This is a genomic window from Modestobacter sp. Leaf380 (assembly GCF_001424485.1).
In the GTDB taxonomy this organism is placed as follows: Bacteria; Actinomycetota; Actinomycetes; order Mycobacteriales; family Geodermatophilaceae; genus Klenkia.
The window spans coordinates 1-25,141 of sequence record NZ_LMQC01000025.1 but is presented as its reverse complement, the minus strand read 5'-3'; the positions used below and the strand labels follow the sequence as shown (position 1 = coordinate 25,141).

Sequence of the window (25,141 nt, the reverse complement as noted above, 5' to 3'; positions counted from 1 at the left end):
ACTAGCGTCGCAGGAGTCCCAGCCGTCACCACCCCGTCGGAGGCCCGTTGTCCGCCCTGCACCCCGACGACGCCGAGATCCGCGCCGTCTACGCCGAGTACCTGGCCGGGTGGAACGCCCGCAGCGGCGCCCGTGTCTCCGCCGTGCTGACCGACGACGGCGACGTCGTCGGCTTCGACGGCAGCAGCACCCACGGTCGGCTGCAGATCGCCGCCGACATGCGCCGGCTGTTCGCCGACCACCAGACCCCGGCCTACGTCGGGCTGGTCCGCTCCGTGCGCTCGATCAGCGACGGCGTGGCCGTGCTGCACGCCGTCGCCGGCATGGCCCAGCCCGGCACCGGTCGCCTGGACCCCGGGCTGCACGCCGTGCACACCGCTGTGGTCGTGCGGGACGGGCGGCGCTGGAAGATCTCGGTCTTCACCGCCACCCCCGCCCAGTTCCACGGCCGCCCCGAGGCGGTCGCGGCGCTCACCGCCGAGCTGGAGTCCGTGCGGTGACCCCCGTGCTCGCCGGGCCCGACGACGTCGCCGGCGCCGTGCTGCTCGACGTCCGCTGGGCGTTGGGCGACAGCCTCGGCCGCGAGCGGTACCTCTCCGGTCACCTGCCGGGGGCGGTCTACGTCGACCTGGACACCGAGCTGGCCGCACCGGCGTCCGCCGCGGGTCGGCACCCGCTGCCCGAGCTCGCCGACCTGCAGGCCGCCGCCCGGCGCTGGGGCGTCTCCGCCGGCGACCGGGTCGTGGTCTACGACGCCGGCCCCGGGACGGCGGCCGCCCGCGCCTGGTGGCTGCTGCGCTGGGCCGGGGTGGCCGACGTCCGCATCCTGGACGGCGGGCTGGCCGACTGGGTCGGTCCGGTCGAGTCCGGTGACGTCGTCCCCGAGCCCGGTGACGTGGTGCTGACCGGGGGCGGGATGCCGGTGCTGACCGCCGACGAGGCCGCCGCACTGCCCGGCACCGGTGGGGTGCTGCTGGACGCGCGGGCGGGGGAGCGGTACCGGGGCGAGGCCGAGCCGGTCGACCCCCGCGCCGGGCACGTGCCCGGTGCGGTGAGCGCACCGACCACGGACAACCTGACGCCGACCGGTCGCTTCCGCGCCGACCTGGCCGACCGGTTCGCTGCGCTGGACGTGACCCCGGGGACGACCGTGGGCGTCTACTGCGGCTCCGGGGTGACCGCCGCACACCAGGTGGCCGCGCTGGCCGTCGCCGGGGTCGACGCGGCGCTGTGGCCTGGCTCGTGGTCGGAGTGGTCGGCGGACCCGCAGCGACCGGTGGCGACCGGCACCTGACCCTCGCTGCCGCCCCTCCCCGGCACGAGACCGCTCGATGTCACATCGAGCAGCCCTTGCCCGGCACGAGACCGCTCGATGTCACATCGAGCAGCCCTTCGCCGGCACCGGACCGCTCGATGTCACATCGAGCAGCCCTTGCCCGGCACGAGACCGCTGGATGTCACATCGAGCGGCTCCTCGCCGGCGCCGGACCCCTCGATGTGACATCGGGAGCTCGCTGCGCCCTGGCCGGGCTGGGGTCCGGGGGGAGGAGTCCGGGCGCGCACGGGCGCCGGTGGTCACTCGGTGACCGGGGTCGTGCGGGCTCAGGTGTCGACGTCGTCCGGGCCGGGCCAGAAGTCCAGCGTCTCGACCCGGTTGGGCGAGCCGGGGCGGCGGGCCTCGGCGTCGGCCTGCAGGCGGGCGGTCTCCAGGGCGGCGTCGTAGCGGTCCAGCAGCACCGCGGCGATGCGCTCGTCGGGCAGCAGGGGAGCGGTGACGTCGTCGGCCCCCGCGCCGCTGACCTTGTCGTGGAAGTGGCCGGGCGCCAGCAGGTAGGCGGCGATGACGACCCGCTGCGCGCCCGCGGCGCGGGCGGCGGCGATCGCGTCGGGCACGGTCGGTTGCGCGGCCGAGCCGTAACCGGTGGTGACCGGCCCGGCCCAGGAGCGCTGCAGCAGGTCGGCGGTGTCCTCGACGTCGGCGGTGGCCCGGGCGTCGCTGGACCCGGCGGCCGCGACGACGACGGCGGTGGTCGGGTCCTCGGCGTCCGCGCCGATCTCGGCCAGCCGGGTCAGCAGCACCTCGACCAGCCGCAGGTCCGGGCCCAGTGGCCGGGCGGCCAGGGTGCCCGGGTGGGCCTGGACGGCACCGGCGATGTCGACGTGCACGTGGAAGCCGCCGGACAGCAGCACCGGCACCACCACGGCCGGGGTGCCCTCGGTGGCCAGCCCCGCGACGACGTCCACGACGGTGGGCGGCTGGACGTCGACGAAGGCGGCCGTGGTCCGCAGCTCCGGGCGCAGCGCCCGGGCGCCCAGGGCCAGCTCGGCGATCAGCCGGCGCCCGGTCGGGTTGCGGGTGCCGTGCGCGCACGCCACGAGCACGTGCCCCGCGGCCACGGGTGTCTCGCTCACAGGGCCCTCGTGACGCCGCCGTCGACGGGGATCATCACGCCGGTCAGGTAGCTGGCGGCCGGGGACAGCGCGAACGCGGCCACCCGCCCGAACTCCTCGGGGCGGCCGACCCGGCGCAGCGGGATGCCGGCTTCGGTGCGGGCCCGCATGGCCGCGGCGTCGCCGGAGGCGGCCTCGATGTCGGTGATCCGGTCGGTGGCGATGGTGCCGGGCAGCAGGCCGAAGACCCGGATGCCGCGGGGTCCGAGCTCGTCGGCCAGCGCCTTGGCGGTCATGGCCAGGCCCGGGCGCAGGCCGTTGGAGATGGCGAGGTGACCGATGGGCTGGCGGACCGAGGTGGACAGCACCAGGCCGATCGCGGTGCCCTCGCCCAGGACCGGGACCAGGGCCTTGACCAACCGGATGGTGCCCAGCAGGACGGAGTCGACGGCGTCGCGCCAGTCGGCCTCGTCGGTGTCCAGGACCGAGCCGGGCTTCGGGCCGCCGACGGAGACCAGCGCCCCGTCGACCCGCCCGAGCTCGGCGACGGCCGCCGTCACCAGGTCCTGCGCCGACGCGGGGTCGGCCAGGTCGGCGGTGCGGCCGTGCGCCGCCGGCGCCCCACCGAGGGAGGCGACGGCGGCGTCGACGGAGTCACCGGAACGCGAGCTGACCAGCACCCGCGCCCCGTCGTCGACCAGGGCCCGGGCGGTCGCGAACCCCAGCCCCCTGCTCGCGCCGGTGAGCAGGTAGCCGCGACCGCCCAGACCCAGGTCCACGGTGGATCAGGCCGGGACGGACCCGCGGAGGGAGCGCAGCACGTACTGCATGATCCCGCCGTTGCGGTAGTAGTTCGCCTCGCCGGGGGTGTCGATGCGGACCTTGGCGTCGAACTCCACGCCACCGGCCACCACCTTCACCGTGCGCGGGGTGGACCCGTCGTTCAGCCCGGTGATGCCGGTGATCGTGAACTCCTCGTCACCGGTCAGGCCGAGGGACTCCCGGGTCTGGCCCTCGGGGTACTGCAGCGGCAGCACGCCCATGCCGATGAGGTTGGAGCGGTGGATGCGCTCGTAGCTCTCGGCGATGACGGCCTTGACGCCCAGCAGCGCGGTGCCCTTGGCGGCCCAGTCACGCGAGGACCCGGAGCCGTACTCCTTGCCCGCGAGCACCACCAGCGGCACGCCGGCGTCGATGTAGGCGCGCGAGGCGTCGTAGATCGTCGTCGTCTCACCCGTGAGGTGGTTCTTGGTGACGCCGCCCTCGGTGCCGGGCACCAGCTGGTTGCGCAGCCGGATGTTGGCGAAGGTGCCGCGGATCATGACCTCGTGGTTCCCGCGGCGCGAGCCGTAGGAGTTGAAGTCACGACGCTCGATGCCGTGCTCGGCCAGGTACTTCCCGGCGGGGGAGTCGGCCTTGATCGAACCGGCCGGGGAGATGTGGTCGGTGGTGACCGAGTCGCCCAGGACGGCCAGCGTGCGGGCCCCGGTGATGTCCTCGACGGGGGTCGGCTCGGCCGGCATCCCGTCGAAGTACGGGGGCTTGCGCACGTAGGTGCTCTCGGCGTCCCAGTCGAAGGTCTTGCCCTCGGGGGTGGGCAGCGAGCGCCACTGCTCGTCACCGGCGAAGACGTCGGCGTAGTCCTCGACGAACATCTCCTTGGTGATCGACTCGTCGATCGTGCGCTGCACGTCCAGCGGCGAGGGCCAGATGTCGCGCAGGAACACGTCGTTGCCGTCGTGGTCCTGGCCCAGCGGGTCGTTGTTCAGGTCGACGTCCATGGAGCCGGCCAGCGCGTAGGCGATGACCAGCGGCGGGGACGCCAGGTAGTTCATCTTGACGTCGGGGTTGATCCGGCCCTCGAAGTTGCGGTTGCCCGACAGCACCGAGACGACGGCCAGGTCGGCCTCGTTGACCGCCTCGCTGATCGCGGGGGGCAGCGGCCCGGAGTTGCCGATGCAGGTCACGCAGCCGTAGCCGACCAGGTAGAAGCCGAGCTTCTCCAGGTACGGGGTGAGCTGGGCCTTCTCGTAGTAGTCCATGACGACCTTGGACCCCGGCGCCAGCGTGGTCTTGACCCACGGCTTGCTGGTCAGCCCGCGCTCGACGGCGTTCTTCGCCAGCAGTGCGGCGCCGATCATCACCGAGGGGTTCGAGGTGTTGGTGCACGAGGTGATCGAGGCGATCGTGACGTGACCGTGGTCGACGTAGGTCTCGGTGCCGTCCTCGAGCACCACGCGGGTGGGCTTGGAGGCGCGGTCGGGCACCCGGTCGGGGACGACGGTGTGCGGCTCGGCGCCGTTGTTGCCGTTGGAGCCGGCGGACACCGGGTCGGAGGCGGGGAAGGTCTCCTCGACGCCCTCGTCGTTGGTAGAGGCCGCGGTGGGGGCGTCGTCGGGGTCGCTGTCGCCGTGCCCGGCGTAGGTCGGGAGGACCTCGCGGAAGGCGGCCTTGGCGTCGGAGAGCTGCACGCGGTCCTGCGGGCGCTTCGGGCCGGCGATCGAGGGCACGATCGTGGCCAGGTCCAGCTCGAGGTACTCGGAGAAGACCGGCTCGCGGGTCTCGTCGTGCCACAGGCCCTGGGTCTTGGCGTAGGCCTCGACCAGGGCGACCTGGGCGTCGCTGCGGCCGGTGAGCTGCAGGTAGCGGATCGTCTCGCCGTCGATCGGGAAGATCGCCGCGGTCGAGCCGAACTCCGGGCTCATGTTGCCGATGGTGGCGCGGTTGGCCAGCGGGACGGCGGAGACACCGGCGCCGTAGAACTCCACGAACTTCCCGACGACGCCGTGCTTGCGCAGCATCTCGGTGATCGTGAGGACCAGGTCGGTGGCGGTGGCGCCGTCCGGCAGCTGGCCGGTGAGCTTGAAGCCGACGACGCGGGGGATCAGCATCGACACCGGCTGGCCGAGCATCGCGGCCTCGGCCTCGATGCCGCCGACGCCCCAGCCCAGCACGCCCAGGCCGTTGACCATGGTGGTGTGCGAGTCGGTGCCCACGCAGGTGTCGGGGTAGGCCAGCGTGCGGTCGCCCTCCTGGCGGGGGAAGACCACGCGGGCCAGGTGCTCGATGTTGACCTGGTGGACGATGCCGGTGCCCGGGGGGACGACCTTGAAGTCGTCGAAGGCGCCCTGGCCCCAGCGGAGGAACTGGTAGCGCTCGCCGTTGCGCTGGTACTCGATCTCGACGTTGCGCTCGAAGGACTCGGGGGTCCCGAACACGTCGGAGATGACGGAGTGGTCGATGACCAGCTCGGCCGGTGCCAGCGGGTTGATCTTCGTCGGGTCGCCGCCCAGGTCGGCCATGGCCTCGCGCATGGTGGCCAGGTCGACGATGCAGGGCACGCCGGTGAAGTCCTGCATGACCACGCGGGCCGGGGTGAACTGGATCTCCTGGTCGGGCTCGGCCGAGGGGTCCCAGTTCGCGATCGCCCGCACGTGGTCGGCGGTGATGTCGGCGCCGTCCTCGGTGCGGAGCAGGTTCTCCAGCAGGATCTTGAGGCTGAAGGGGAGCTTGTCGGCCCCCTCCACCGCGTCGAGCCGGAAGATGTCGTAGTCCGTGCCGTCGACGCTCAGCGTCGACCGTGCTCCGAAGCTGTCCTTGCTGGCTGCCACTGCTTGCGCCTCACCCTCGCTGGTCCCATCGCGCTCTGAGCACCCCCGATCATCCCAGCTCCCGCTGACGCGTGCGGAGTGAGGCAACCCTTGCCACATGGTGCGTGACCGCGCTCACGGGACGGCTGGGGCACAGGTGGCCCGCTCGCGCGCCGGAACCGCCGTCCCGGGCACTCCGACACCTACCTTCCCGCCATGACGGCGACGGCGGTGGGGACCCCCGCCGTCCCCGCACCAGCGGCCGGGCTGCCGGATCGGGGTCGCGCACTGCGGGCCGTCCTGTCGACGGCACACCTGGGTGCGCTGCTGGTGGTCGTGGCGTGGCAGGGCCTGCCCACCGACCGGCTCAGCGTGCTGCTGTGGGTGCTGGCGGGGCTGGCCTGCCGGTGCGCGGGCCGGGGTCGGCGCGCCGCGGTCCGGCTGCTCGCCGACTGGGTGCCGCTGGGCGCGGTGCTGCTGCTCTACGACGCCAGCCGGGGCATCGCGGACGGCCTGGGCGCCCCGGTGCACCTCACCGAGCCGGCCGCCGTCGACACCGCGCTGTTCGGCGTCGTCCCCACGGTGTGGCTGCAGGCGCACCTGACCGCGCCGGGCTGGCTGGCCGTGGCGGTGACGCTGGTCTACGCCTCGCACTTCGTCCTCACGCCGCTGGTGCTGGCGGTGCTGTGGCTGCGGGACCGGGCGCGGTGGGCCCGGTACGCGCGGACGGTGGTCGGCCTGTCCGTGGCGGGGCTGGTCACCTACGTGCTCTACCCGGCCGCGCCGCCGTGGCTGGCCGCCCGGGAGGGTGTGATCGGCGAGGTCGCCCGGCGCAGCGGCGACGGTTGGGCCGAGCTGGGGCTGCCCCGGGCCGGGGCGCTGCTGCACGCCGGGCAGGGCGCGGTGAACCCGGTGGCCGCGGTGCCCTCGCTGCACACCGCCTTCGCCGTCCTGGTCTGCCTGGTCGGCTGGTCGTGGGCCCGGCGGCGCTGGCAGCGGGTGCTGCTGGTGGCCTACGCGCTGGCGATGCCCGTGGCGCTGGTCTGGTCGGGGGAGCACTACGTCGTCGACACGCTGCTCGGTGCGGCCTACGCGGTGGCGGTGTGGCGGGCGGTCCCGGTGCTGGAGGGGGTTGCGTCCGGCGTGCAACGGCGACGGTCCCTCCTGGGCGCTAGCGTGACGCCGACCACTCTCCGCGGCTGACCCCGGTCGGCCCCGACCCCACGGAGCCGGCATGCGCGTCCCCCTCACCACCCGCGACTTCCTCGAGCGCGCGGAGCTCGTCTACGGCGACCGGATCGGGATCGTGGACGAGCCGCAGCAGCCCGCGGACTCCCTCGGCGAGCTGACCTACCGCGAGGTCGCCCGCCGGGCGCGGGCCGTCGGCGCCGGGCTGGACGCCCTCGGGGTGGGCGAGGGGGAGCGGGTGGCCGTGGTCAGCCACAACTCCGCCCGCGTGCTGGAGCTGCTCTACGGGGTGCCCAGCTCGGGGCGGGTGCTGGTGCCGGTCAACTTCCGGCTCTCGGCCGAGGAGGTCTCCTACATCGTCGAGCACTCGGGCGCGAAGGTGCTGCTGGTGGACCCCGAGCTGGAGCCCGCGCTGAAGGGCGTCACCGCCGAGCACCGCCTGCTCACCGGCGAGGAGTACGAGCAGGGCCTGCTGCGCTTCGACACCGAGCCGCGGCCCTGGGCCGAGCCCGACGAGGACGCCACCGCCACCGTCAACTACACCTCGGGGACGACGGCCCGCCCCAAGGGCGTGCAGATGACCCACCGCAACATCTGGACCAACGCCGTCGTCTTCGGCATGCACATGCAGGTCAGCGACCGCGACGTCTACCTGCACACGCTGCCGATGTTCCACTGCAACGGCTGGGGGCTGCCCTACTCGATGGCCGGCGTCGGGGCCCGCCAGGTGCCGATCCGCAAGATCGACGGCGCCGAGATCCTGCGCCGCGTGCAGCAGCACGGCGTCACGATGATGGCCGGGGCCCCCGCGGTGTGGAACGCCGTCCTGGACGCCGCCGCCGAGTGGGACGGCGAGGTGCCCGGCCGCGACCAGGTGCGCATCGTCGTCGCCGGCGCCCCGCCGCCCTCGCGGACCATCGCCCGGGTCGAGGAGGAGCTGGGCTGGGAGTTCAACCAGATCTACGGCCTCACCGAGACCGCGCCGCTGCTGACGGTCAACCGCCCGCGCGCCGAGTACGACGACCTGGAGCCCATCGAGCGGGCCAGGGCGTTGTCCCGGGCCGGCGTCCCGGCGCTGGGCACCCGGATGCGCACCAGTGAGTCCGGTGAGGTGCTCGCGCAGTCCAACACCGTGCTGGCCGGCTACTGGGAGAACCCGGACGCCAGCGCCGATGCGTTGGAGGGCGGCTGGTTCCACACCGGGGACGGCGGCACCATCGACGAGGGCGGCTACCTCACCATCTCCGACCGCAAGAAGGACGTGATCATCACCGGCGGGGAGAACGTCTCCTCGATCGAGGTCGAGGACGCGGTCTTCAGCCACCCGGCCGTCGCCGAGGTCGCCGTCATCGGCGTGCCCGACGACAAGTGGGGCGAGATGGTCACCGCGCTGGTCGTCCTCACCGAGGGGGAGACGGTCACCGAGGCCGACCTCATCGCGCACTGCCGGACCCGGTTGGCCGGCTACAAGCTGCCCAAGCGGGTCGAGTTCCGGGACGGCATCCCGCGGACGGCGACCGGCAAGATCCAGAAGTTCAAGCTGCGCCAGGCCTTCTGGGAGGGCTCCGAGCGCTCCGTGAACTGACGCCGTAGCCCACCGCCTCCCCCCATGGGGGGAGGCGGTGTCAAGACACGCCGAGCCACCGTCGATGGACCGCGTGGCACCACTGCAACCGGTGGTGTCCCGTGGTCGAGAGCGTCCGCGGTGCGCACCGCTCAGGCGGCGCCACCGTGGACCGGTGGTGGAAGAGGTCGTCAGGCGTGCAGACGAAGGTGCAGGGAGTCCTCCGGGGCAGTCGTGGACAGCGGTGGTCGGCCCGGTCGGCCGCGGTGCTGCTGGCCGCCGCGGTCACCGTCGGGTTCGCCCCGGGTCTGGCCCAGGCCACCCCGACCAACCCCACCGACGGCGAGATCGCCGCCGCGCAGTCCGCCCAGGAGCAGGCCGCCGCCGAGGTCGGGGCCATCTCGGCCCAGCTGGCCGCGGCCCAGGTCGCCGCGGACACCGCCCACCAGCAGGCGCAGATCGCCCTGCAGGACTACGAGGACAAGCAGACCGCCGCGCAGGCCGCCCAGGCCGAGGCCGACGCCGCGTCCGCCGCCGAGGACGCCGCCGTCGCGGCCGTCGGTGTCGGCCAGGACGACGTCGACAGCTTCGCCCGCACCAGTTACATGAACGGCAGCACCACCCCCGGGGTCGCCAGCCTGATGACGTCGGGCAGCCCGGCCGAGCTGATCGAGCGGGCCGCCCTGCTCGAGGCCGCCGGCAGCCACCGCTCCGACGTCCTGGTCGAGCTCACCGAGCTGCAGGCCCAGGCCACCGCGGCCGAGGAGCAGGCCGAGCAGACTCTCACCGCCGCCACCGACCTGCAGGCCCAGGCCGAGGCGTCGCTGGCCACCGCCCAGACCCAGGAGAGCGCCGCCCGCTCACAGGCCGACGGCCTCGCCGGCCAGCAGGCCGGTCTCCAGGCCCAGCTGCAGTCCGCCCAGCAGGAGCTCTACGGCCTGCAGGGTGCCCGCGAGGTGGCCCGTCAGCAGGCCGCTGCCGCTGCCGCCGCAGCTGCCGCCGTCCCCACCCGGACCCGTTCCACCCCGGCCGCCGCACCGGCCGCGCCGTCCGCGACGACCAGCAGCCGCCCGGCGACGTCCTCCGGTGGCGGCTCGTCGTCCCGCCCGGCCCCGGCCCCCGCGCCGGCACCCGCTCCGGCCCCGTCCGGTGGGAACGCCGGGGCGCCGTCCCAGTCCACGGCCCAGGCTGCCATCGCGGCCGCCCGCACCCAGCTGGGTCTGCCCTACTCCTGGGGCGGTGGCGGTGCGAACGGCCCGAGCTACGGCATCCCGCCGGACACCGCGGTCTACGGCTTCGACTGCTCCGGGCTCACCGAGTACGCCTACGCCCGCGCCGGCATCCGGATCGGCGGCACCAGCCGCGACCAGTGGTGGAACAACCGCAACAAGCAGGTCGACGCCTCGTCGCTGCAGGCCGGCGATCTCCTGTTCTGGGGATCGGGCTCGGCCTACACCTCGATCTACCACGTGGCCCTCTACATCGGCGGCGGCCAGATGATCGAGGCCCCCACGAGCGGCCAGGACGTCAAGGTCAGCAACGTGCGGTACGGCGCCGACTACTACGGGGCGGTCCGTCCCAGCGCCTGAGACAGGGGCAGGAACGCGAGAGGCCGGTGTCGGGGTTCCGACACCGGCCTCTCGTGCGTTGGGGCGTCGGGCAGCCACGGGGGGAGCTGCCCGACGCGTGGACCACGGTAGCAGCCCCGGGGCTGCTGGGACACCAGGGACGACGCGACGTGTGGACGGCCGTCGACGGGGCTGCTCCGCGGTGCGGCCGCGCACAGCTCGGTGGGGGACACTGGCGGGTGCACCAGCACGGCCCAGCCACCAGCCCGGACCAGGGAGCCACGTGACCAGCGCTGCCAGCAGCCAGCCCGCCTCACCCGCCCAGCAGCACACCCCGCCCTCGACCGACGCGGCGCTGCTCGAGCGGGTCCTCTTCGAGGTCAAGCGGGTCATCGTGGGCCAGGACCGGCTCGTCGAGCGGATGCTCGTGGGGCTGCTCGCCCGCGGCCACGTGCTGCTGGAGGGCGTGCCCGGGGTGGCCAAGACCCTGGCGGTCGAGACGCTGGCGACCGCGGTCGGCGGCTCGTTCGCCCGCCTGCAGTTCACTCCCGACCTGGTGCCCGCCGACATCATCGGCACCCGCATCTACAAGGCCGGGCAGGACGCCTTCGACACCGAGCTGGGCCCGGTGTTCGCCAACTTCGTGCTGACCGACGAGATCAACCGCGCGCCGGCCAAGGTGCAGTCGGCGCTGCTGGAGGTCATGGCCGAGCGCCAGGTGTCCATCGGCGGCGTGACCCACCCGCTGCCCGACCCCTTCCTGGTGCTGGCCACCCAGAACCCGATCGAGAGCGAGGGCGTCTACCAGCTGCCCGAGGCCCAGCGGGACCGCTTCCTGATGAAGGTGCTGGTGGACTACCCCAGCCCCGAGGAGGAGCGCGAGATCGTCTACCGGATGGGTGCCAACCCGCCGCACGCCGAGACGGTGCTGGGCCCCGACGACCTCCGCCGGTTGCAGCGCACGGCCTCCGGGGTCTTCGTGCACCACGCGCTGGTCGACTACGTCGTCCGGCTGGTCGTGGCCACCCGCACGCCGCGCGAGCACGGCATGCCCGACGTCGCCAACTGGGTCACCTACGGCGCCAGCCCGCGCGCCACGCTGGGCCTGGTGGCGGCCAGCCGGGCGCTCGCGCTGGTCCGCGGCCGGGACTACGTCCTCCCGCAGGACGTCCTGGACATCACCGCCGACGTGCTCCGCCACCGGCTGGTGCTGTCCTACGACGCGCTCGCCGACGGCGTGCCGGCCGACCACGTGGTCAAGCGCATCGTGCAGAGCGTGCCACTGCCGCAGGTCACCCCGCGCCAGCGCGCCGGCGGCTTCGGGCCGGGCAGTCCCGGCGGGCCGGTCGTGCCCGGCAGCGGCGGCCCGCAGCAGCAGTGGGGCGGCCCGCAGGGTCCCCAGCAGCAGGGTCCGCCTCAGCAGGGTCCGCCGCAGGGGCCGCAGCAGGGACCGCAGCAAGGACCGCAGGGCGGCTTCGGACCGCAGTCCGCGTGATCGGACGTCGTCGGGGCTCGGGGGAGCCGACCGCCCTGCCCGTGCCACCGGCCCCCGAGCCGGACCACACCAACGCCGACGTGCTGCTGCGCCGGCTGGAGCTGACGGTGCGGCGGCGGCTGGACGGCCTGCTGCAGGGCGACCACCTGGGCCTGGTCCCGGGCTCGGGCACCGAGGCCGGCGACTCCCGCTCCTACCACCCCGGGGACGACGTCCGCCGGATGGACTGGTTCGTGACCGCCCGCACCCAGTCGCCGTACGTGCGGGAGACCATCGCCGACCGGGAGCTGGAGACCTGGGTGGTGCTGGACCTGTCCGCGTCGCTGGACTTCGGCACCGCGGACATGGAGAAGCGCGACCTGGCGATCGCCGGGCTGTCGGCGGTCAGCCACCTGACGGTGCGCGACGGCAACCGGCTGGGCGCGATCGTGACCACCGGCGAGCGGGTCGACCGGTACCCGGCGCTGCCCGGCCGGCTGGCCGCCGACCGGATGCTCCGCCAGGTGGTGCGCACCCCGCGCGCCGCCGGGGGACGACGCGGTGACCTGGCCGCGGCGCTGGAGTCGCTGCGCCGTCCGCCCCGTCGTCGCGGGCTGGTCTGCGTGGTCTCGGACTTCCTGGGCGACGCCGACTGGGAGCGCCCGTTGCGGGGACTGTCGACCCGGCACGAGCTGCTGGCCATCGAGGTGGTCGACCCGCGCGAGCTGGAGCTGGCCGACGTCGGCCTGCTGACCGTGGTCGACCCCGAGACCGGGCAGACGCTGGAGGTGCCCACCGGCAACGCGGAGGTGCGCCGCCGGTTCGCCGAGGGCGCCGCCGCCCAGCGCCGGCAGATCGCCACGACGCTGCGCCGGGTCGGCGCCGGCCACCTGCAGCTGCGCACCGACCGGGACTGGGTGACCGACGTCGTCCGCTTCGTCGCCGACCGGCGTCGGGCCGGGGCCGGGGGTGCCTCGCGATGAGCTTCCAGTCCCCGTGGTGGCTGCTGGCGCTGCTGGCCGTCGTCGCGCTGGCCGTGTTCTACGTGGTGCTGCAGCGGCGTCGGCAGAAGTACGCGGCGCGGTTCACCAACGTCGCGATGCTCGGCTCGCTGGTGCCCAAGCGGCCCGGGTGGCGCCGGCACCTGGCCTTCGGTCTGGTGACACTGGCCCTGGGTGCGTTCGTGCTGTCGCTGGCCCAGCCCTCCACCGAGGTGCGGGTGCCGCGGGAGCGGGCGACGGTGATCATGGCCGTCGACGTCTCGCTGTCGATGCAGGCCACCGATGTGGAGCCCAGCCGGTTCGAGGCGATGCAGACCGCGGCCGCGGAGTTCGCGACCGTCCTGCCCGAGCGGATCAACCTGGGGCTGGTGGCCTTCTCCGGCACTGCCAGCACGCTGGTGAGCCCCACCACCGACCGGGAGGCGGTGACGGCGGCGATCGGCAACCTGGAGCTGTCGGAGGCCACCGCGATCGGCGACGCCGTCTTCACCTCGCTGACCGCGGTGCAGAACTTCCAGTCGACGCTGGAGGAGGCGGGGGAGTCCGCGCCGCCGGCCCGCGTCGTGCTGCTGTCCGACGGCTACTCCACGGTGGGCCGGGACGTCAGCTCGGCCGTGGACTCGGCGGTCGCCGCCGAGGTGCCGGTGTCCACGATCGCGTTCGGCACCGACTTCGGGACCGTGGAGATCGAGGGCCAGTCGCAGCCGGTGCCGGTCGACCGGGCCACCCTGGAGCAGATCGCCGACGCCACCGGTGGCAGCTACTCCGAGGCCGCGAGCGCCTCCGAGCTGGAGCAGGTCTACTTCGACATCGGCAGCCAGATCGGCTACACCACCGAGCCGCAGGACATCAGCCCCTGGTTCGTGCGCGGGGGAGTGCTCTTCGCGTTCCTGGGCGTGGTGCTGTCCCTGCTGTGGACCAACCGCCTGCTGTAGCACTCACCGTGGACCAGCTGAGCTGGTCCACGGTGGGAGGAGGCCCTCAGCGGCGGGGGTCCAGGCTGAGCTTGCCGGTGGTGCGGCGGGCCAGGATGTCCTGGTGCGCCTCGCGGACGGCGGACAGCGGGTAGCGGCCGCCGCTGATCGGCTCCAGCGTCCCGGCGTCGACCATGGCGAGCAGGTCGGTCATCGCCGCGTCGAGCATCTCCGGGCGCGCCATGCAGTGCGCCAGCCAGAACCCGATGACGGCGCGGGACTTCTGCATCAGCGCCGGGGCCTGGACCGGTGCGGCCGGGGTCCGGGCGGCCATGCCGTAGGCCACCAGCCGGCCGAAGGGCGCCAGCGCGTGCAGCGAGCCGTCGAACACGGTGCCGCCGGTCATCTCCAGGACGACGTCCACGGGCTTGCCGCCGTTGGCCTCGCGCAGCGCGGCGGTGAAGGTCTTCGGGTCGTCGTCGGCCAGCGCCGGGTCGACGGTGGCGTCGGCGCCGAGCCGCTCGGCCAGGGCGCGCTTGTCCGGGCTGGAGGCGGTGGCGATGACCCGGCCAGCGCCCCACTGCCTGGCCAGCTGCACGGCCAGTGACCCGACCCCGCCCGCGCCGGCGATGACGACGACGGACTCCCCGGCGGCCAGGTGCGCGCTGGTGCGCAGCAGGTGCCAGGCGGTGGTGCCCTGCAGGACGAGGGCCAGGGCCTGCTCGTCGGTGACGCCGTCCGGGACCGCCCAGGACAGCCGGTCGACCGCGGCGACGCGCTCGGCGTAGCCGCCGCCGTCCAGCAGCCCGACGACGCGCTGCCCGCCGCCGACCGGGGTGCCGACGAACTCCGCGCCCGGCACCAGCGGCAGGGTCTGCGCGGCCAGGTAGGAGTTCTCCACCTGGTGGGTGTCGGCGTAGTTCACCCCCGCCGCGGACACCTCGTGGAGGGTCTGGCCCTCGCCGGGGGTGGGGTCGGGGAGGTCGACGACGTCGAGGACCTCGGGGCCGCCGAAGCGGGTGATCTGGACTGCACGCATGGCCTCGAGGCTAGGGCGTGGGACGGCTGGGGTCCCCAGTGGCGGTGGGGCACCGAGGCCCACACCGATGTCGGCACTGGCGCCTTCCCGTCCGGGGGGCCGGGTCAACCGCCGGGCAGGCGCTCCAAGGCCGCGGCCGCGTGTCCGGCCATCCGGTCGGCACCCGCGTGGTCGTCGGCGGTGATGGTCACGACGTCCCTGCCGCGGAAGACCAGCAGCTGGCCGTGGGCACCGTGCAGCCGCCAGGCTGCGCCCGGGCCCTCCCAGCCGGCGAGGGCGTAGCGGGTGTAGCCGGGGCCGGCGTCCCGGTCGACCCAGTCCGTGTGCATCGCGTCCGTCCACCGCCGGGAGACCAGGGGCCGTCCATCCCACACTCCGTCGTCGGCGATCAGCCGGCCGAGCCGGGCCAGCTCCCCGATGGTCAGGTGCAGGCCAGCGCCGCCGGCGACGTGGCCGCGGGGGCAGCGTTCCCAGGTGGGGTCCTGGATGCCCAGGGGCTCGAAGAGCCGTGGCTGCAGCCACGCGAGGACGTCGCCGACGACCGCGTCGAGGGCCCGCATCGCGGTGTAGGTGCTGGCGTTGGAGTACTGGAACACGCGCCCGGCGGTCGCTCGGCCGAGGAACTCGACGGCCAGGTCGGGCCAATCCGTCATCAGCGTCGCCGACCACGGCAGGTCGATGCCGCTGGTCATGCCCAGCAGGTGCCGGGTGGTCACCTCGTCCACCCCGGGTCCCAGCGCCACCGCGGGCAGGGAGGCACCCACGGGTGCGTCGACGTCGAAGAGCCCCTCGTCGCACGCCATCCCGACGGCCAGGACGCACACGCCCTTGGCGATCGAGTGCACGTCCCGGCGGACGTCCGGGCTCCAGGCGTGCGCCGCCGTGCCGGTCCGGGTGCGGACGTGCACGGCGTGCGCGCGGAACCCATCGTCGGCGGCGGCCCGGACGAGCTGCTCGAGCACGTCCTGGGCGTCGGTCATCGCCGGGACCTCCGGCCGAGGGCTCAGGCGGCCAGGGCGGCGGAGAGTGCCGCGACGGTGTCGTCCAGGCTGTAGGTCAGCGACAGCACCGTCGGCGGGGAGACCGCAGACACCTTGTCGGCACCGACCACGGGCGCCACCCGGCCCTCCAGCACCTGGGACATGGTCTGCGCCTGGGGTGAGGCCAGGAACGAGTCCAGCGCCGCTCGGTCCTCGGAGTAGGTCAGCAGGACGTCGCTGGTCAGGTCGGACAGTGCCTCGTAGCTGAGCTCGTAGTAGAAGGTCGACTGGCCGGTGGACAGCTCGCCCACGCTGGGCGCGACCTGCAGGCCCAGGTCGGTGAGGAACTCGACTCGGGGGTCGGCCTCCTCGTAGACGTAGAAGGTGCCCGAGAAGTCCGAGACGGCGGCCACGGTGGCGCCCTCGAGCTCGGGGTGCGCCGCGGCCGCGTCCGCGATCAGCTGCTCGGTGTCGGCGACCAGCTCGGCGGCCTGCTCCTCACGTCCCAGGACCTCGCCCACGCCGGTGACGACGTCACGCCACGGCGTCGTCCACGGCTCGTCGGCGTAGGCGACGGTCGGGGCGATGTCGGTGAGGGTGTCGTACTCCTCCTGGGTGAGACCGGAGTACGTGGCCAGGATGACGTCCGGCGCGGCTGCGGCGATCGCCTCGAAGGGGACCTCGGTGCTGTCGGGCAGCAGCGTCGGGGCCTCCGCGCCGCCGGCCACCGCCTCGTCGACGGCGTCCTGGATCCACGGCAGCACGCCGTCGGGGTTCGCGCCGTAGGTGACCGTGGGCATGGCCACCGGGACGACGCCCAGCGCCAGCACGGCGTCGGCGTCGCTGAAGCCCCAGGTGACCACGCGCGTGGGCACCTCCTCGATCACGGTCTCCCCGAGCGCGTGCTCGATCGTGAGCGGGAAGGACGACGCCGACGCGGAGTCCGACTCCGCCGTGGCAGCCGGCTCCTCGGAGGTGCCGCAGCCGCTGAGGACCAGAGCAGAGACGGCGGCGAGCACGGCAGCGCGGCGGGAGGACGAGAACACGGGGACTCCTGAGGTGAGGCTAACCTGACCTGGCGAGCCTAACCGGGGCCGCGGGGCCGTCGCGGGAGACCCCTGCCCCACCCTCACCGCAGGGACCGGCACGTGGTGGTGAGTCGTGCTGCGTGCACTGTCGGTGGTGCGTCGTGCTGGGCTGCGTCGTGCTCCGGAGAGTCGAACTCCGAGGCTGCCCCCCACCTGCCAGCAGTGGTCCGGATGCCCGCCGGACGGTCGGGTCCGTGCCCGCTCCCCTGTGGCTACCGGCTCCCGCGACGGCCGGGCCAGTGTAGGAGCCGGTCAGTCCAGCAGGTCGTGGGTCCAGTTGGCCTGCTGCACCCGGACGTCGAGCTCGCGCAGCTCCCGGGCGACGTCGTCGGCGCGGGCGCGCAGCTCGCGCACCGGGAGCGTGGTCAGCTGCCGCAGCTCGCTGCGCAGGTGCCGGAAGCCCTCGCCGCCCGCGGCGTCGGCCGCACCGACCAGCAGGCCGTGCCGCAGGCGCAGCACGTCGCGGCGGGCCAGCGCGTCGGTCATCGTGCCGTCGGCACCCAGGTCGACGGCGGCGTTGGTCCGGTTGATCCGGGTGATCCAGACCTCCAGCTCGTCGAGCACGCCCTCGGCCTCGGCGAGCAGCTCCGCGGCGTCCTCGGTGGGCTCGGTGCCCTCCTGGTGGTGGGCGTTGGCCGTGATCCGGGCCCGCAGCTGGTGGACCTTGCGCTGGGCCTCGGCCCGCAGGGTCAGTGCCTCGGCGATCTTCACGCCCCGACCCTACGGGCGTCGATGCCCGGGACGGAGTGCGCGGTCAGGTGCCCCCGCGCAGGGCGTCGACCGGCTCGATCCGGGCCGCCCGGCGGGCCGGCAGGCCCCCGGCGACGAGACCCAGCACCGCTCCCAGCAGGGCTCCGCCGACAGCCACCCAGGGGTCCAGCACCGGGGTCCAGCCGCGGGCCAGCGAGAGGCCGACGACGGAGAACACCCCGAGCGAGGCGCCGATCAGCCCCCCGAGCAGACCCACGACGACGGACTCGGCCATGAACTGGCCCGCGATCTGCCGGCTGGTGGCACCCACCGCGCGGCGCAGCCCGATCTCCCCGGTCCGCTCGACCACCGACAGCATCGTCACGTTGGCGATGCCGACTCCGCCGGCCAGCAGCACGACGAGCGACAGGATGACGAACACCCCGTTCACGTCGGCCTGGACGTCCTCGCCGAGGTCGGAACGGCCGCGGGGCGCGCTGACTTCCAGGCTCTCCGGGTCGTCGGGGGCCAGCGCCAGCGGGGCCTGCTCGGACAGCTGCGGTCCGGCGCCGATCGCGATGCGGGCCTGGGCGTCGCCCGGTGTGGTGAGCCCCAGGTCGGCGCGCGCCGTCCCGGTGGGCAGGACGACGGCGTTGAGCAGCTCGGCGCGGGCGGCGTAGGAGTCGACGACCCCCAGCACCGTGTAGGGGATGCCGTCGATGAACACCGAGGGCTGGGTGTCCACCCGCTGCACGCCCAGCCGCTCGGCGGCCCGGGAGCCGAGCACCGCGACCCGGTCGCCCCGCGCGTCGTGACCGCGGTCGAAGAACCGGCCGGTGGCCACGTGCCCGCCCAGGGTGTCCAGCAGCTCCTCCGACGCGGCGTACACCGGCGGTGCGGCGACCGGTGCCTGCGAGGGGTCGTTGACCGGGACGGCGGTGATGGTCACCTCGGGCAGCGACACCTCGGCCAGCAGGGCCGCGGACTCGACGCCGGCCAGCCGCTCCAGCCGGGCCGGGGCGTCCCAGGGCAGCACCCCGGCGGCGACGGTCGTGCCGCCGGTGGTGTCCGCCGTCGCCGGGGTGACCGACAGCTGGGTGGCCGCGGTGGCGTCGAACTGCTGGGCGATCTGACCGGCCGCGGTCTGGGCGAAGCCGATGGTGGCGATGAGCGCGGCGATCCCCAGCACCGTCCCGATGATCGTGGTGACCAGCCGGCCGGGGCGGGACCCGATGTCGGCGGTGGCCTCGCCCAGCAGGTCGCTGAACCGGAACCGGTCGGCCGGTGCGACGGCGCGCAGCGGTGTGGTCGCCGGCCCGGCCGCGTCGCCGCGACGCCCACCGCGGCGTCCACGGAGTCCCCTCACGCGGCGCTGCTGACGCGGCCGTCGGCCAGCCGGATGCGGCGGTGTGCCCGGCGGGCGACGCCGTCGTCGTGGGTGATGACGACGAGGGTCAGGCCGTCGTCGTTGAGCTCCTCGAACAGCGCCATGATCTCCGCGCTGGTGGCCTGGTCCAGGTTGCCGGTGGGCTCGTCGGCCAGCAGCACGCGCGGCCGGGTGGCCACCGCGCGGGCCACCGCGACCCGCTGGCGCTCCCCGCCGGACAGCGTGCCGGGTTGGAACCCCAGCCGATGGCCCAGGCCGACCCGCTCCAGCGCCTCCCGGGCTCGGGGCTCCCGCTCGGCCCGCGGGGTGCCGGCGTACAGCATCGGCAGCAGCACGTTCTCCAGCACCGTCCGCCGGGACATCAGGTGGAAGGCCTGGAAGACGAAGCCCAGCTGCCGGGCCCGGACAGCGGCGCGCTCGTCCTCGCCCAGGCCACTGGTGAGCACCCCGCCGAGCCGGTACTCACCGACCGTGGGCCGGTCCAGCAGGCCCAGGATGTTCAGCATCGTGGACTTGCCGGAACCGCTGGGGCCGATGATCGAGACGTACTCGCCGTCGGCGACGGAGACGTTGACGCCCTTGAGCGCCTGGACCTCGGGCGGGCCGGGGAAGGACCGGGTGACGTCGCGCAGCTCGATCGCCGGCTCCGGCGCGCCGGCCGGGAGTGGTGCGGTGGTGGCCGCCGGGCTGGCGGTCACCGGCCCGCGACGACGAGGTCGCCCTCGCCGAGGTCGCCGTCGGTGGGCCGGACCTCGACGGCGCCGTCGGCGGCCAGGCCGGTCTCGACCACGACCAGCCGGGTCTGGGCCTGTGCGCCCGCGCGCGGGTCGCCGTCGACGACCTCGACCCGGGACTCCCCGCCCGGCCCGGCGCTCAGCGCGGCCAGCGGCACCGACAGCACGTCGCCCTCGGTCGCCCCGACCGGGATCGACACCCGGACGTTGGTGCCCTGCAGCTCGGTGACCTGCTCGGGGGTCAGCGGCCCCGGTGCCAGCAGCACCCTCCAGCGGGCCTCGCCGTCGGCACCGGGCTCGACGCTGCTGATCGTCGCCGGAGCCTCGGTCCCGTCGGGCAGGTCGAAGGTCGCCGGCTGCCCGACGACCAGCAACCGGGCGTCGGCCTCGGCGGCGGTGCCGCTGAGTGCCAGGGTCGCCCCCGAGACCGTCATCGCGGCCCCGTCCAGGACCTTCCCGCGCTCCGCGGCGACGGCGTCGACCCGGCGGGGGAGCTGGGTCAGGTAGAGCACCTCGCCGGCGGGCAGGGAGGGCAGTGCCTCCTGCTGGGCGCGGGTGAGGTCGGTGCGGGCCTGGGTGAGCTGGCCCTGCGCGGCGGTGAGCGCGGCCCGCTGGGCGGTGGTGTCCTTGGGTGCGTTCAGCGCCTGGCGCTGGAGCTGGGCCAGGGTCAGTGCGTCGCGGAGCCCACCGATCGCCACGCCGTCGTCGGGGGTGGCGGCCAGGGCGGCGTCCAGCTCGCGGCGGGCGGCGGCGACCGCGTTGTCGGCCTCCTGCACCTGCACCGCCGTCGGGCCGCCCTGGGCCGAGCTGACCTCCGCCTGGGCGGCGGAGACGGCCTGCTCGGCGGCCCGGACGCCCTCCTGCGCGGCCCGGACGCCGTCCTGCGCGCCGTCCTCGTCGGAGGGGACCGGGTAGCCGGCCTGGGCGTACAGGGAGGTGACGGCGGCGGCGGCGGTCTGGTCGAAGACGTTGCTGGCCGGGTCGCCGGCGTCCAGGCCCACGGCCCGCATCGCCTCCTTGAACTGGACGACGTCGGGGCCCGAGACGCCGAAGCGCAGCGTGCGGTAGGCCGGCAGCTCACCGGGCAGCACCACGACGGGCCGGCCGGCGACCTCGAGGGCGACGCCCAGCGGGCCCAGCTCGGCACCCACCTCGGGGACCTGCCCGGTGACCACCGCCGGCCCGGAGATCGAGGAGGTGTCGATGGTGACCTCGACGGAGTCGGCGTAGCCGACCTCGCCGCGGATGGTGACGTCGTTGCTCAGCGGGCCGAACCCCACCGGCACGGTGACCAGGCCAGGGCTCGGGACCTGCGCCGAGGCGTCGTCCGGGGCCACCACGAACCGGCCCACGAGCAGCCCGGCGACCAGGGCGACCACGGCGACGGCCGCGGTCACCCAGAGCGCCCGGTTGCGGCGCACCAGGGTCGGCAGTGCGCCGAGCCGGGCCCGCAGCCGCGCTGCGGGCGAGGCGCGGGGGGCGGGGTCCCCGGGCAGGGCGGGGGTCTCGTCCGGCACCGGCTCAGTCCTGCTCGGAGGCGGCGACGAGTGCGTCGAGCTCGGCCTGGTGGTCGCTGATGAACTGCTCCTCGGCGACACGGGTGATCTCCGCCGACCGGTCCCGGTAGTCGGTCTCCTCGCGGCAGTCCAGGTCGACGAGGGCGAGTTCGACCTCTTTCTCAGCCAGCGCGTCGGTGGCGGCCTGGTCGGGCTCACCGCTGCCGTCCTCGGAGACGGGCATCTCCTCGTAGAGGGCGTTCATGTCGTCGTAGACCGAGTTCTGCGCGTCGGCCTGCATGGTGAACCCGGTCTTGCCGGCCGCGTCCATGCAGGCGGCCCACTCGGCGTCCAGGTCGGACATCTCGGGGGAGGACTGGGTGTCCTCGTAGAGGGCGTTGATCGCGTCGAAGAGCGGCTTGAACTCCTCGGACTGGCTCGGGTCGTCCCCGGACACCTGGTGCTGGGCGGCGCCCTGGCAGCCGGCGGTCTGCCAGTCGTAGTCGAAGGACCCGTCCTCGGAGATCTCGTCCTCGTCGGGGCCCGGCCCGTACAGCGCCTCGTTGAACGCCGCCTGCTCGGACTCCGACAGCGTGGCGAGGTAGTCGCCGTTGGGGTCCACGTACTCCTCGGTGGGCTGCGCCGGGTCGTTGAAGGGGGAGTTGACGGCGCCGTAACCCCACTGGGCGACCCAGTCGCGGTCCTCGGGCTCGTACTCGATGTCGTCTCCGCTGGTGAAGCCGCCGCTCTGGGTGTCCGGGCTGTACTCGAAACCCTCGTCCTGCATGCACTGTGCGACCAGTTCCTCGGTCTGAGCCTGCTGCTCGGCGAACTGGCGCTCCTGCTCGTCGGGGGACAGGTCGCCGCCGTAGACGGCGCTCAGGTACTCCGACAGGGGCGACGTCTGCTCGGCGGGCGCGCCGGACGCGTCGTCGTCCCCCGAGCCGGAGCACCCGGCCAGCAGCACGGCGAGCACGGTGGCGGCGGACAGGACGGCGGGACCTCGCAAGACGCGCACGGTTCTCCTTCTCAGACGGCGGTGAGCCAGACCCTAGGGCCCGCGGAGGCCGTGTGGCGTCATCCCGGGGGCGGATTGCGAGGCCGTTGGTATCAGATTCCAGACGGACATCGCCCCAGGTCGGAGCCCAAACGATCCCATGCCGTATCGCAGCAGACGCATGTGAGCCGCGTGGTCCACCCGCGACCGGCGCGTGCGGTCCTGGCACCCCGCTCGCAGCGTCGGCGGCGCCTGGGACGAGGGGTGGCGGGGTCTCGTCCGCGGGACGCGCCGGCCCTACGGTCAGGGCATGACAGCAGCAGACGCACCAGGCCGTCCGGGGTGGCTGCTGGACCAGGTCGCCAGCGCGGGCCGGGAGAACCTCGACGCCGGGCACGTCGCGCGCTACGACGCCATCGAGGACGCCGCCCCCGACCGTGAGGTGGCGCTGCTGCAGCGTTGGGGCATGGACGGCGATTCGGTGGTCGTGGAGCTCGGCACGGGCACCGGTCAGTTCGCGCTCGCGGCGGCGCGGGTGTGCGGGCGGGTGGTCGCCGTCGACGTCTCCCCGGTGATGATCGCCGAGCTGGAGGCCAAGCTGAGGCGGTCCGGGCTGGAGAACGTCACCGTCGTGCAGGCCGGGTTCCTGGACTACCAGCACCAGGGTCCGCCGGCCGACGTCGTCTACAGCCGGTACGCGATGCACCACCTGCCCGACTTCTGGAAGGGCGTCGCACTGGCCCGCATCCGGGACGCCCTGCGCCCCGGCGGGGTGCTCCGGGTCTGGGACGTCGTCTGGTCCTTCGAGGTGCACGAGGCCGAGGAGCGGCTGGAGGCGTGGTGCGCCACCGGCGGTCCCGACGGCGGCGACGGGTGGAGTCGCGCGGACTTCGAGGAGCACGTCCGCGACGAGCACTCGACGTTCACCTGGCTGTTCGAGGCTCTCGCGGAGCGGGCCGGCCTGGTGCTGGAGACCGCGGAGTACTCCGCCGACGGGGTGTTCGCCGAGTACGTCTTCTCCCGCCCGGATGGGCCCGTTCCGGAAACGGCTGATTCAGACTGATCCGGTGTTCAACCACCGCTTCAGTGGCTGGCTGGGCCGCCGAAGGGAGAGACAGGAGACGGTCGAAGCCGCGGCCCGCGCTCCGTACAGCCCCTGGAGGGCCCACGTGCGATCCGCCCTGTCCCGTTCCCACGCCGCCGCCCTCACCGCCGACGCGGAGGCCGACGTCGATGCGGTGACGTCGGTGGTGTCGGCGTTGGCGGGTGTCTCGTCCAGCCAGGAGGCGGTGCGGGCTGCGTTGTCCGCTGTCCGGGAGGGGTTCGGGTGGGCCTACGGGTCGCACTGGACCATCGATCCGGCCGATGGGCTGTTGCACTTCTCCTCGGAGTCGGGGTCGGTGAGCGAGGAGTTCGCGCGGGTCACGGCGACCGCGACGTTCGCCCGGGGTGTGGGTCTGTCGGGGCGCGCGTGGGCCACGGCCGACCTGGTGTTCGTGCCGGACCTGGGTCAGGTGCGCGACTGCGTGCGGGCCCCGGTGGCGCAGCGGGTGGGGGTGCGGTCGGGGGTGTGCTTCCCGATCGTGGCCGCCGGTGCGGTGGTGGGGACGATGGACTTCTTCACCACCGAGACCCTGCAGAACTTCACGAACGGGTTGGGCATGGTTCCTCCTGGTCCGGTGCCTCGATCCGGCCGATGGGCTGTTGCACTTCTCCTCGGAGTCGGGGTCGGTGAGCGAGGAGTTCGCGCGGGTCACGGCGACCGCGACGTTCGCCCGGGGTGTGGGTCTGTCGGGGCGCGCGTGGGCCACGGCCGACCTGGTGTTCGTGCCGGACCTGGGGCAGGTGCGCGACTGCGTGCGGGCCCCGGTGGCGCAGCGGGTGGGGGTGCGGTCGGGGGTGTGCTTCCCGATCGTGGCCGCCGGTGCGGTGGTGGGGACGATGGACTTCTTCACCACCGAGACCCTGGAGCTCGCACCGCGCCGGCTGGCCACCCTGCGTGCGATCGGGACCCTGGTGTCCCAGGCGCTGGCCCGCCTGGCCGCCGGTGAGGCGCAGGCCAAGTCCGCCCAGGACGTCGCCGCGGTCACCGAGGTGCTGCAGCAGCTGACCGCCGCCACCGACGCCGACACCGCGCTGGCCGCCGCCCTGGACACCATCCGCACCGACTTCGGCTGGGCCTACGGCTCGTTCTGGCGGGTCGACCCCGCGGCAGGGGTGTTGCGGTTCGAGCGGGAGTCCGGGGACGCCGGCCCGGAGTTCCGCGCCGTCACCCTGGCCGCGACCTTCGCCCCCGGTGTGGGGCTGTCGGGGCGGGCGTGGCAGCGCCGCGACATGGTCTTCGTGCCCGACCTGGGCGAGCTCACCGACTGCGTGCGCGCCCCCGCCGCCCAGCGCGCCGGGGTGAAGTCCGGGGTGTGCCTGCCCATCACCTCCGGTGGGCAGGTCATCGGCACCATGGACTTCTTCGCCACTTGGACCCTGGTGATGTCCCCGGGCCGGGAAGCCGCGCTGCGCAACACCGCCTACCTGCTCGGTGCCGCCCTGGACCGCATCGCCGCCACCGAGCAGCTGGCCACCGCCGGCCGGGAACTGGTCACCTCCATCGAGGAGGTCGAGCGCAACGTGCTCTCCGCGACCACCGTGGCCTCCCAGGGCCGGGACCTGGCCGAGCAGGCCAACACCGTCGTCGCCGCCCTGGGTGAGTCCAGCCAGCAGGTCGGTCAGGTCGCCCAGACCATCGGGACCATCGCCGCCCAGACCAACCTGCTCGCGTTGAACGCCACCATCGAGGCCGCCCGCGCCGGCGAGGCCGGCCGCGGGTTCGCCGTCGTGGCCAACGAGGTCAAGGAACTGGCCCGCGAGACCGCCGTGGCCACCACCGACGTCACCGCCAAGATCACCGCCATCCAGGACCAGGTCGACGCCGTCGTGGCCACCCTCGCCGCCATCAGCACCGTCATCGACACCATCAACGAGACCCAGGCCGTCATCGGCGGCGTCCTCACCGAACAGGTCGCGGTCACCCGCGCCATCCTCG

20 protein-coding genes and 2 pseudogenes are annotated in these 25,141 nt (G+C 74.2%); 11 read left to right on the top strand and 11 right to left on the bottom strand.

Translation table 11 applies throughout. The features are described 5' to 3' along the window. Positions 1 to 47 precede the first annotated feature (47 nt). Both ASG41_RS22045 and ASG41_RS22040 read left to right on the top strand, forming a co-directional pair. Entirely contained in the window at positions 48 to 500 is a 453-nt protein-coding gene (locus ASG41_RS22045; protein ID WP_056300851.1) for an SgcJ/EcaC family oxidoreductase, read from the top strand. Next, a complete protein-coding gene (locus ASG41_RS22040) occupies positions 497 to 1,294 on the top strand; it encodes a sulfurtransferase (RefSeq protein ID WP_056300847.1) in 798 nt (265 codons plus the stop codon). The genes ASG41_RS22045 and ASG41_RS22040 overlap by 4 nt, the downstream gene beginning before the upstream one ends. Before the next feature lie 308 nt (positions 1,295 to 1,602). Here the strand turns inward: ASG41_RS22040 and ASG41_RS22035 are convergent, their stop codons facing one another. Genes ASG41_RS22035 through ASG41_RS22025 form a run of 3 tightly spaced genes read right to left on the bottom strand, consistent with a single transcriptional unit; the run spans position 1,603 to position 6,002 of the window. Then, on the bottom strand, positions 1,603 to 2,412 hold the full coding sequence (locus tag ASG41_RS22035) for a sirohydrochlorin chelatase (RefSeq protein ID WP_235565010.1): 810 nt from the start codon (positions 2,410 to 2,412) through the stop codon (positions 1,603 to 1,605). Continuing rightward, positions 2,409 to 3,170: an SDR family oxidoreductase gene (locus ASG41_RS22030; protein ID WP_056300843.1), complete on the bottom strand. Its 762-nt coding sequence runs from the start codon at positions 3,168 to 3,170 to the stop codon at positions 2,409 to 2,411. The genes ASG41_RS22035 and ASG41_RS22030 overlap by 4 nt, the downstream gene beginning before the upstream one ends. 6 nt (positions 3,171 to 3,176) lie before the next feature. Continuing rightward, positions 3,177 to 6,002, bottom strand: a complete 2,826-nt coding sequence (locus ASG41_RS22025; RefSeq protein WP_056300840.1) for an aconitate hydratase — start codon at positions 6,000 to 6,002, stop codon at positions 3,177 to 3,179. 195 nt (positions 6,003 to 6,197) lie between these two features. Here ASG41_RS22025 and ASG41_RS22020 point away from each other — a divergent pair, with 195 nt between their 5' ends. From ASG41_RS22020 to ASG41_RS21995, 6 genes and pseudogenes are all read left to right on the top strand, one after another. Then, positions 6,198 to 7,184: a phosphatase PAP2 family protein gene (locus ASG41_RS22020; RefSeq protein WP_056300835.1), complete on the top strand. Its 987-nt coding sequence runs from the start codon at positions 6,198 to 6,200 to the stop codon at positions 7,182 to 7,184. Positions 7,185 to 7,215: 31 nt separating this feature from the next. Then, entirely contained in the window at positions 7,216 to 8,754 is a 1,539-nt protein-coding gene (locus ASG41_RS22015; protein WP_056300833.1) for an AMP-binding protein, read from the top strand. 176 nt (positions 8,755 to 8,930) lie between these two features. Then, positions 8,931 to 10,322 carry a C40 family peptidase gene (locus ASG41_RS22010; protein ID WP_235565009.1) on the top strand — a complete coding sequence of 464 codons (1,392 nt, stop codon included), beginning with the start codon at positions 8,931 to 8,933 and terminating at the stop codon, positions 10,320 to 10,322. Positions 10,323 to 10,656: 334 nt separating this feature from the next. Next, positions 10,657 to 11,580: pseudogene (locus ASG41_RS22005) on the top strand (AAA family ATPase); the annotation flags it as partial. Positions 11,581 to 11,837: 257 nt separating this feature from the next. After that, positions 11,838 to 12,758, top strand: a complete 921-nt coding sequence (locus ASG41_RS22000) for a DUF58 domain-containing protein (RefSeq protein ID WP_235565008.1) — start codon at positions 11,838 to 11,840, stop codon at positions 12,756 to 12,758. Then, positions 12,755 to 13,711 (top strand): VWA domain-containing protein, encoded by a 957-nt coding sequence (locus ASG41_RS21995; protein ID WP_056300830.1) that lies wholly within the window; start codon positions 12,755 to 12,757, stop codon positions 13,709 to 13,711. Before ASG41_RS22000 ends, ASG41_RS21995 begins: the two co-directional genes overlap by 4 nt. A 46-nt stretch (positions 13,712 to 13,757) precedes the next feature. Here ASG41_RS21995 and ASG41_RS21990 read toward each other — a convergent pair whose 3' ends face one another. The 8 genes from ASG41_RS21990 to ASG41_RS21955 form a co-directional block, all read right to left on the bottom strand. Next, entirely contained in the window at positions 13,758 to 14,729 is a 972-nt protein-coding gene (locus ASG41_RS21990; protein WP_056300828.1) for a zinc-binding dehydrogenase, read from the bottom strand. A gap of 104 nt (positions 14,730 to 14,833) precedes the next feature. Further along, positions 14,834 to 15,709, bottom strand: coding sequence for a serine hydrolase (locus tag ASG41_RS21985; RefSeq protein ID WP_056300825.1), 876 nt, complete (start codon positions 15,707 to 15,709; stop codon positions 14,834 to 14,836). Positions 15,710 to 15,732: 23 nt separating this feature from the next. Continuing rightward, complete coding sequence (locus ASG41_RS21980) at positions 15,733 to 16,755, bottom strand: iron-siderophore ABC transporter substrate-binding protein (RefSeq protein ID WP_200939185.1); 1,023 nt, start codon at positions 16,753 to 16,755, stop codon at positions 15,733 to 15,735. A 294-nt stretch (positions 16,756 to 17,049) separates the two neighbouring features. After that, positions 17,050 to 17,508, bottom strand: coding sequence for a DIP1984 family protein (locus ASG41_RS21975; protein ID WP_056300822.1), 459 nt, complete (start codon positions 17,506 to 17,508; stop codon positions 17,050 to 17,052). Between the two features lie 43 nt (positions 17,509 to 17,551). Further along, complete coding sequence (locus tag ASG41_RS21970; RefSeq protein ID WP_082557233.1) at positions 17,552 to 18,853, bottom strand: ABC transporter permease; 1,302 nt, start codon at positions 18,851 to 18,853, stop codon at positions 17,552 to 17,554. After that, positions 18,850 to 19,572 carry an ABC transporter ATP-binding protein gene (locus ASG41_RS21965; RefSeq protein WP_056300818.1) on the bottom strand — a complete coding sequence of 241 codons (723 nt, stop codon included), beginning with the start codon at positions 19,570 to 19,572 and terminating at the stop codon, positions 18,850 to 18,852. The genes ASG41_RS21970 and ASG41_RS21965 overlap by 4 nt, the downstream gene beginning before the upstream one ends. After that, positions 19,569 to 21,125 (bottom strand): hypothetical protein, encoded by a 1,557-nt coding sequence (locus ASG41_RS21960; RefSeq protein ID WP_200939184.1) that lies wholly within the window; start codon positions 21,123 to 21,125, stop codon positions 19,569 to 19,571. Before ASG41_RS21960 ends, ASG41_RS21965 begins: the two co-directional genes overlap by 4 nt. Before the next feature lie 4 nt (positions 21,126 to 21,129). Beyond that, a complete protein-coding gene (locus ASG41_RS21955; protein ID WP_056300815.1) occupies positions 21,130 to 22,122 on the bottom strand; it encodes a hypothetical protein in 993 nt (330 codons plus the stop codon). Between the two features lie 289 nt (positions 22,123 to 22,411). Between ASG41_RS21955 and ASG41_RS21950 the strand changes: the two genes are divergently transcribed. From ASG41_RS21950 to ASG41_RS25340, 3 genes and pseudogenes are all read left to right on the top strand, one after another. After that, a complete protein-coding gene (locus ASG41_RS21950) occupies positions 22,412 to 23,164 on the top strand; it encodes a class I SAM-dependent methyltransferase (protein WP_082557259.1) in 753 nt (250 codons plus the stop codon). Further along, complete coding sequence (locus ASG41_RS25565) at positions 23,130 to 24,152, top strand: GAF domain-containing protein (RefSeq protein ID WP_369800070.1); 1,023 nt, start codon at positions 23,130 to 23,132, stop codon at positions 24,150 to 24,152. Before ASG41_RS21950 ends, ASG41_RS25565 begins: the two co-directional genes overlap by 35 nt. Then, a pseudogene (locus ASG41_RS25340) lies at positions 24,079 to 25,141 on the top strand (methyl-accepting chemotaxis protein); the annotation flags it as partial. The gene ASG41_RS25565 and the pseudogene ASG41_RS25340, both read left to right, overlap by 74 nt.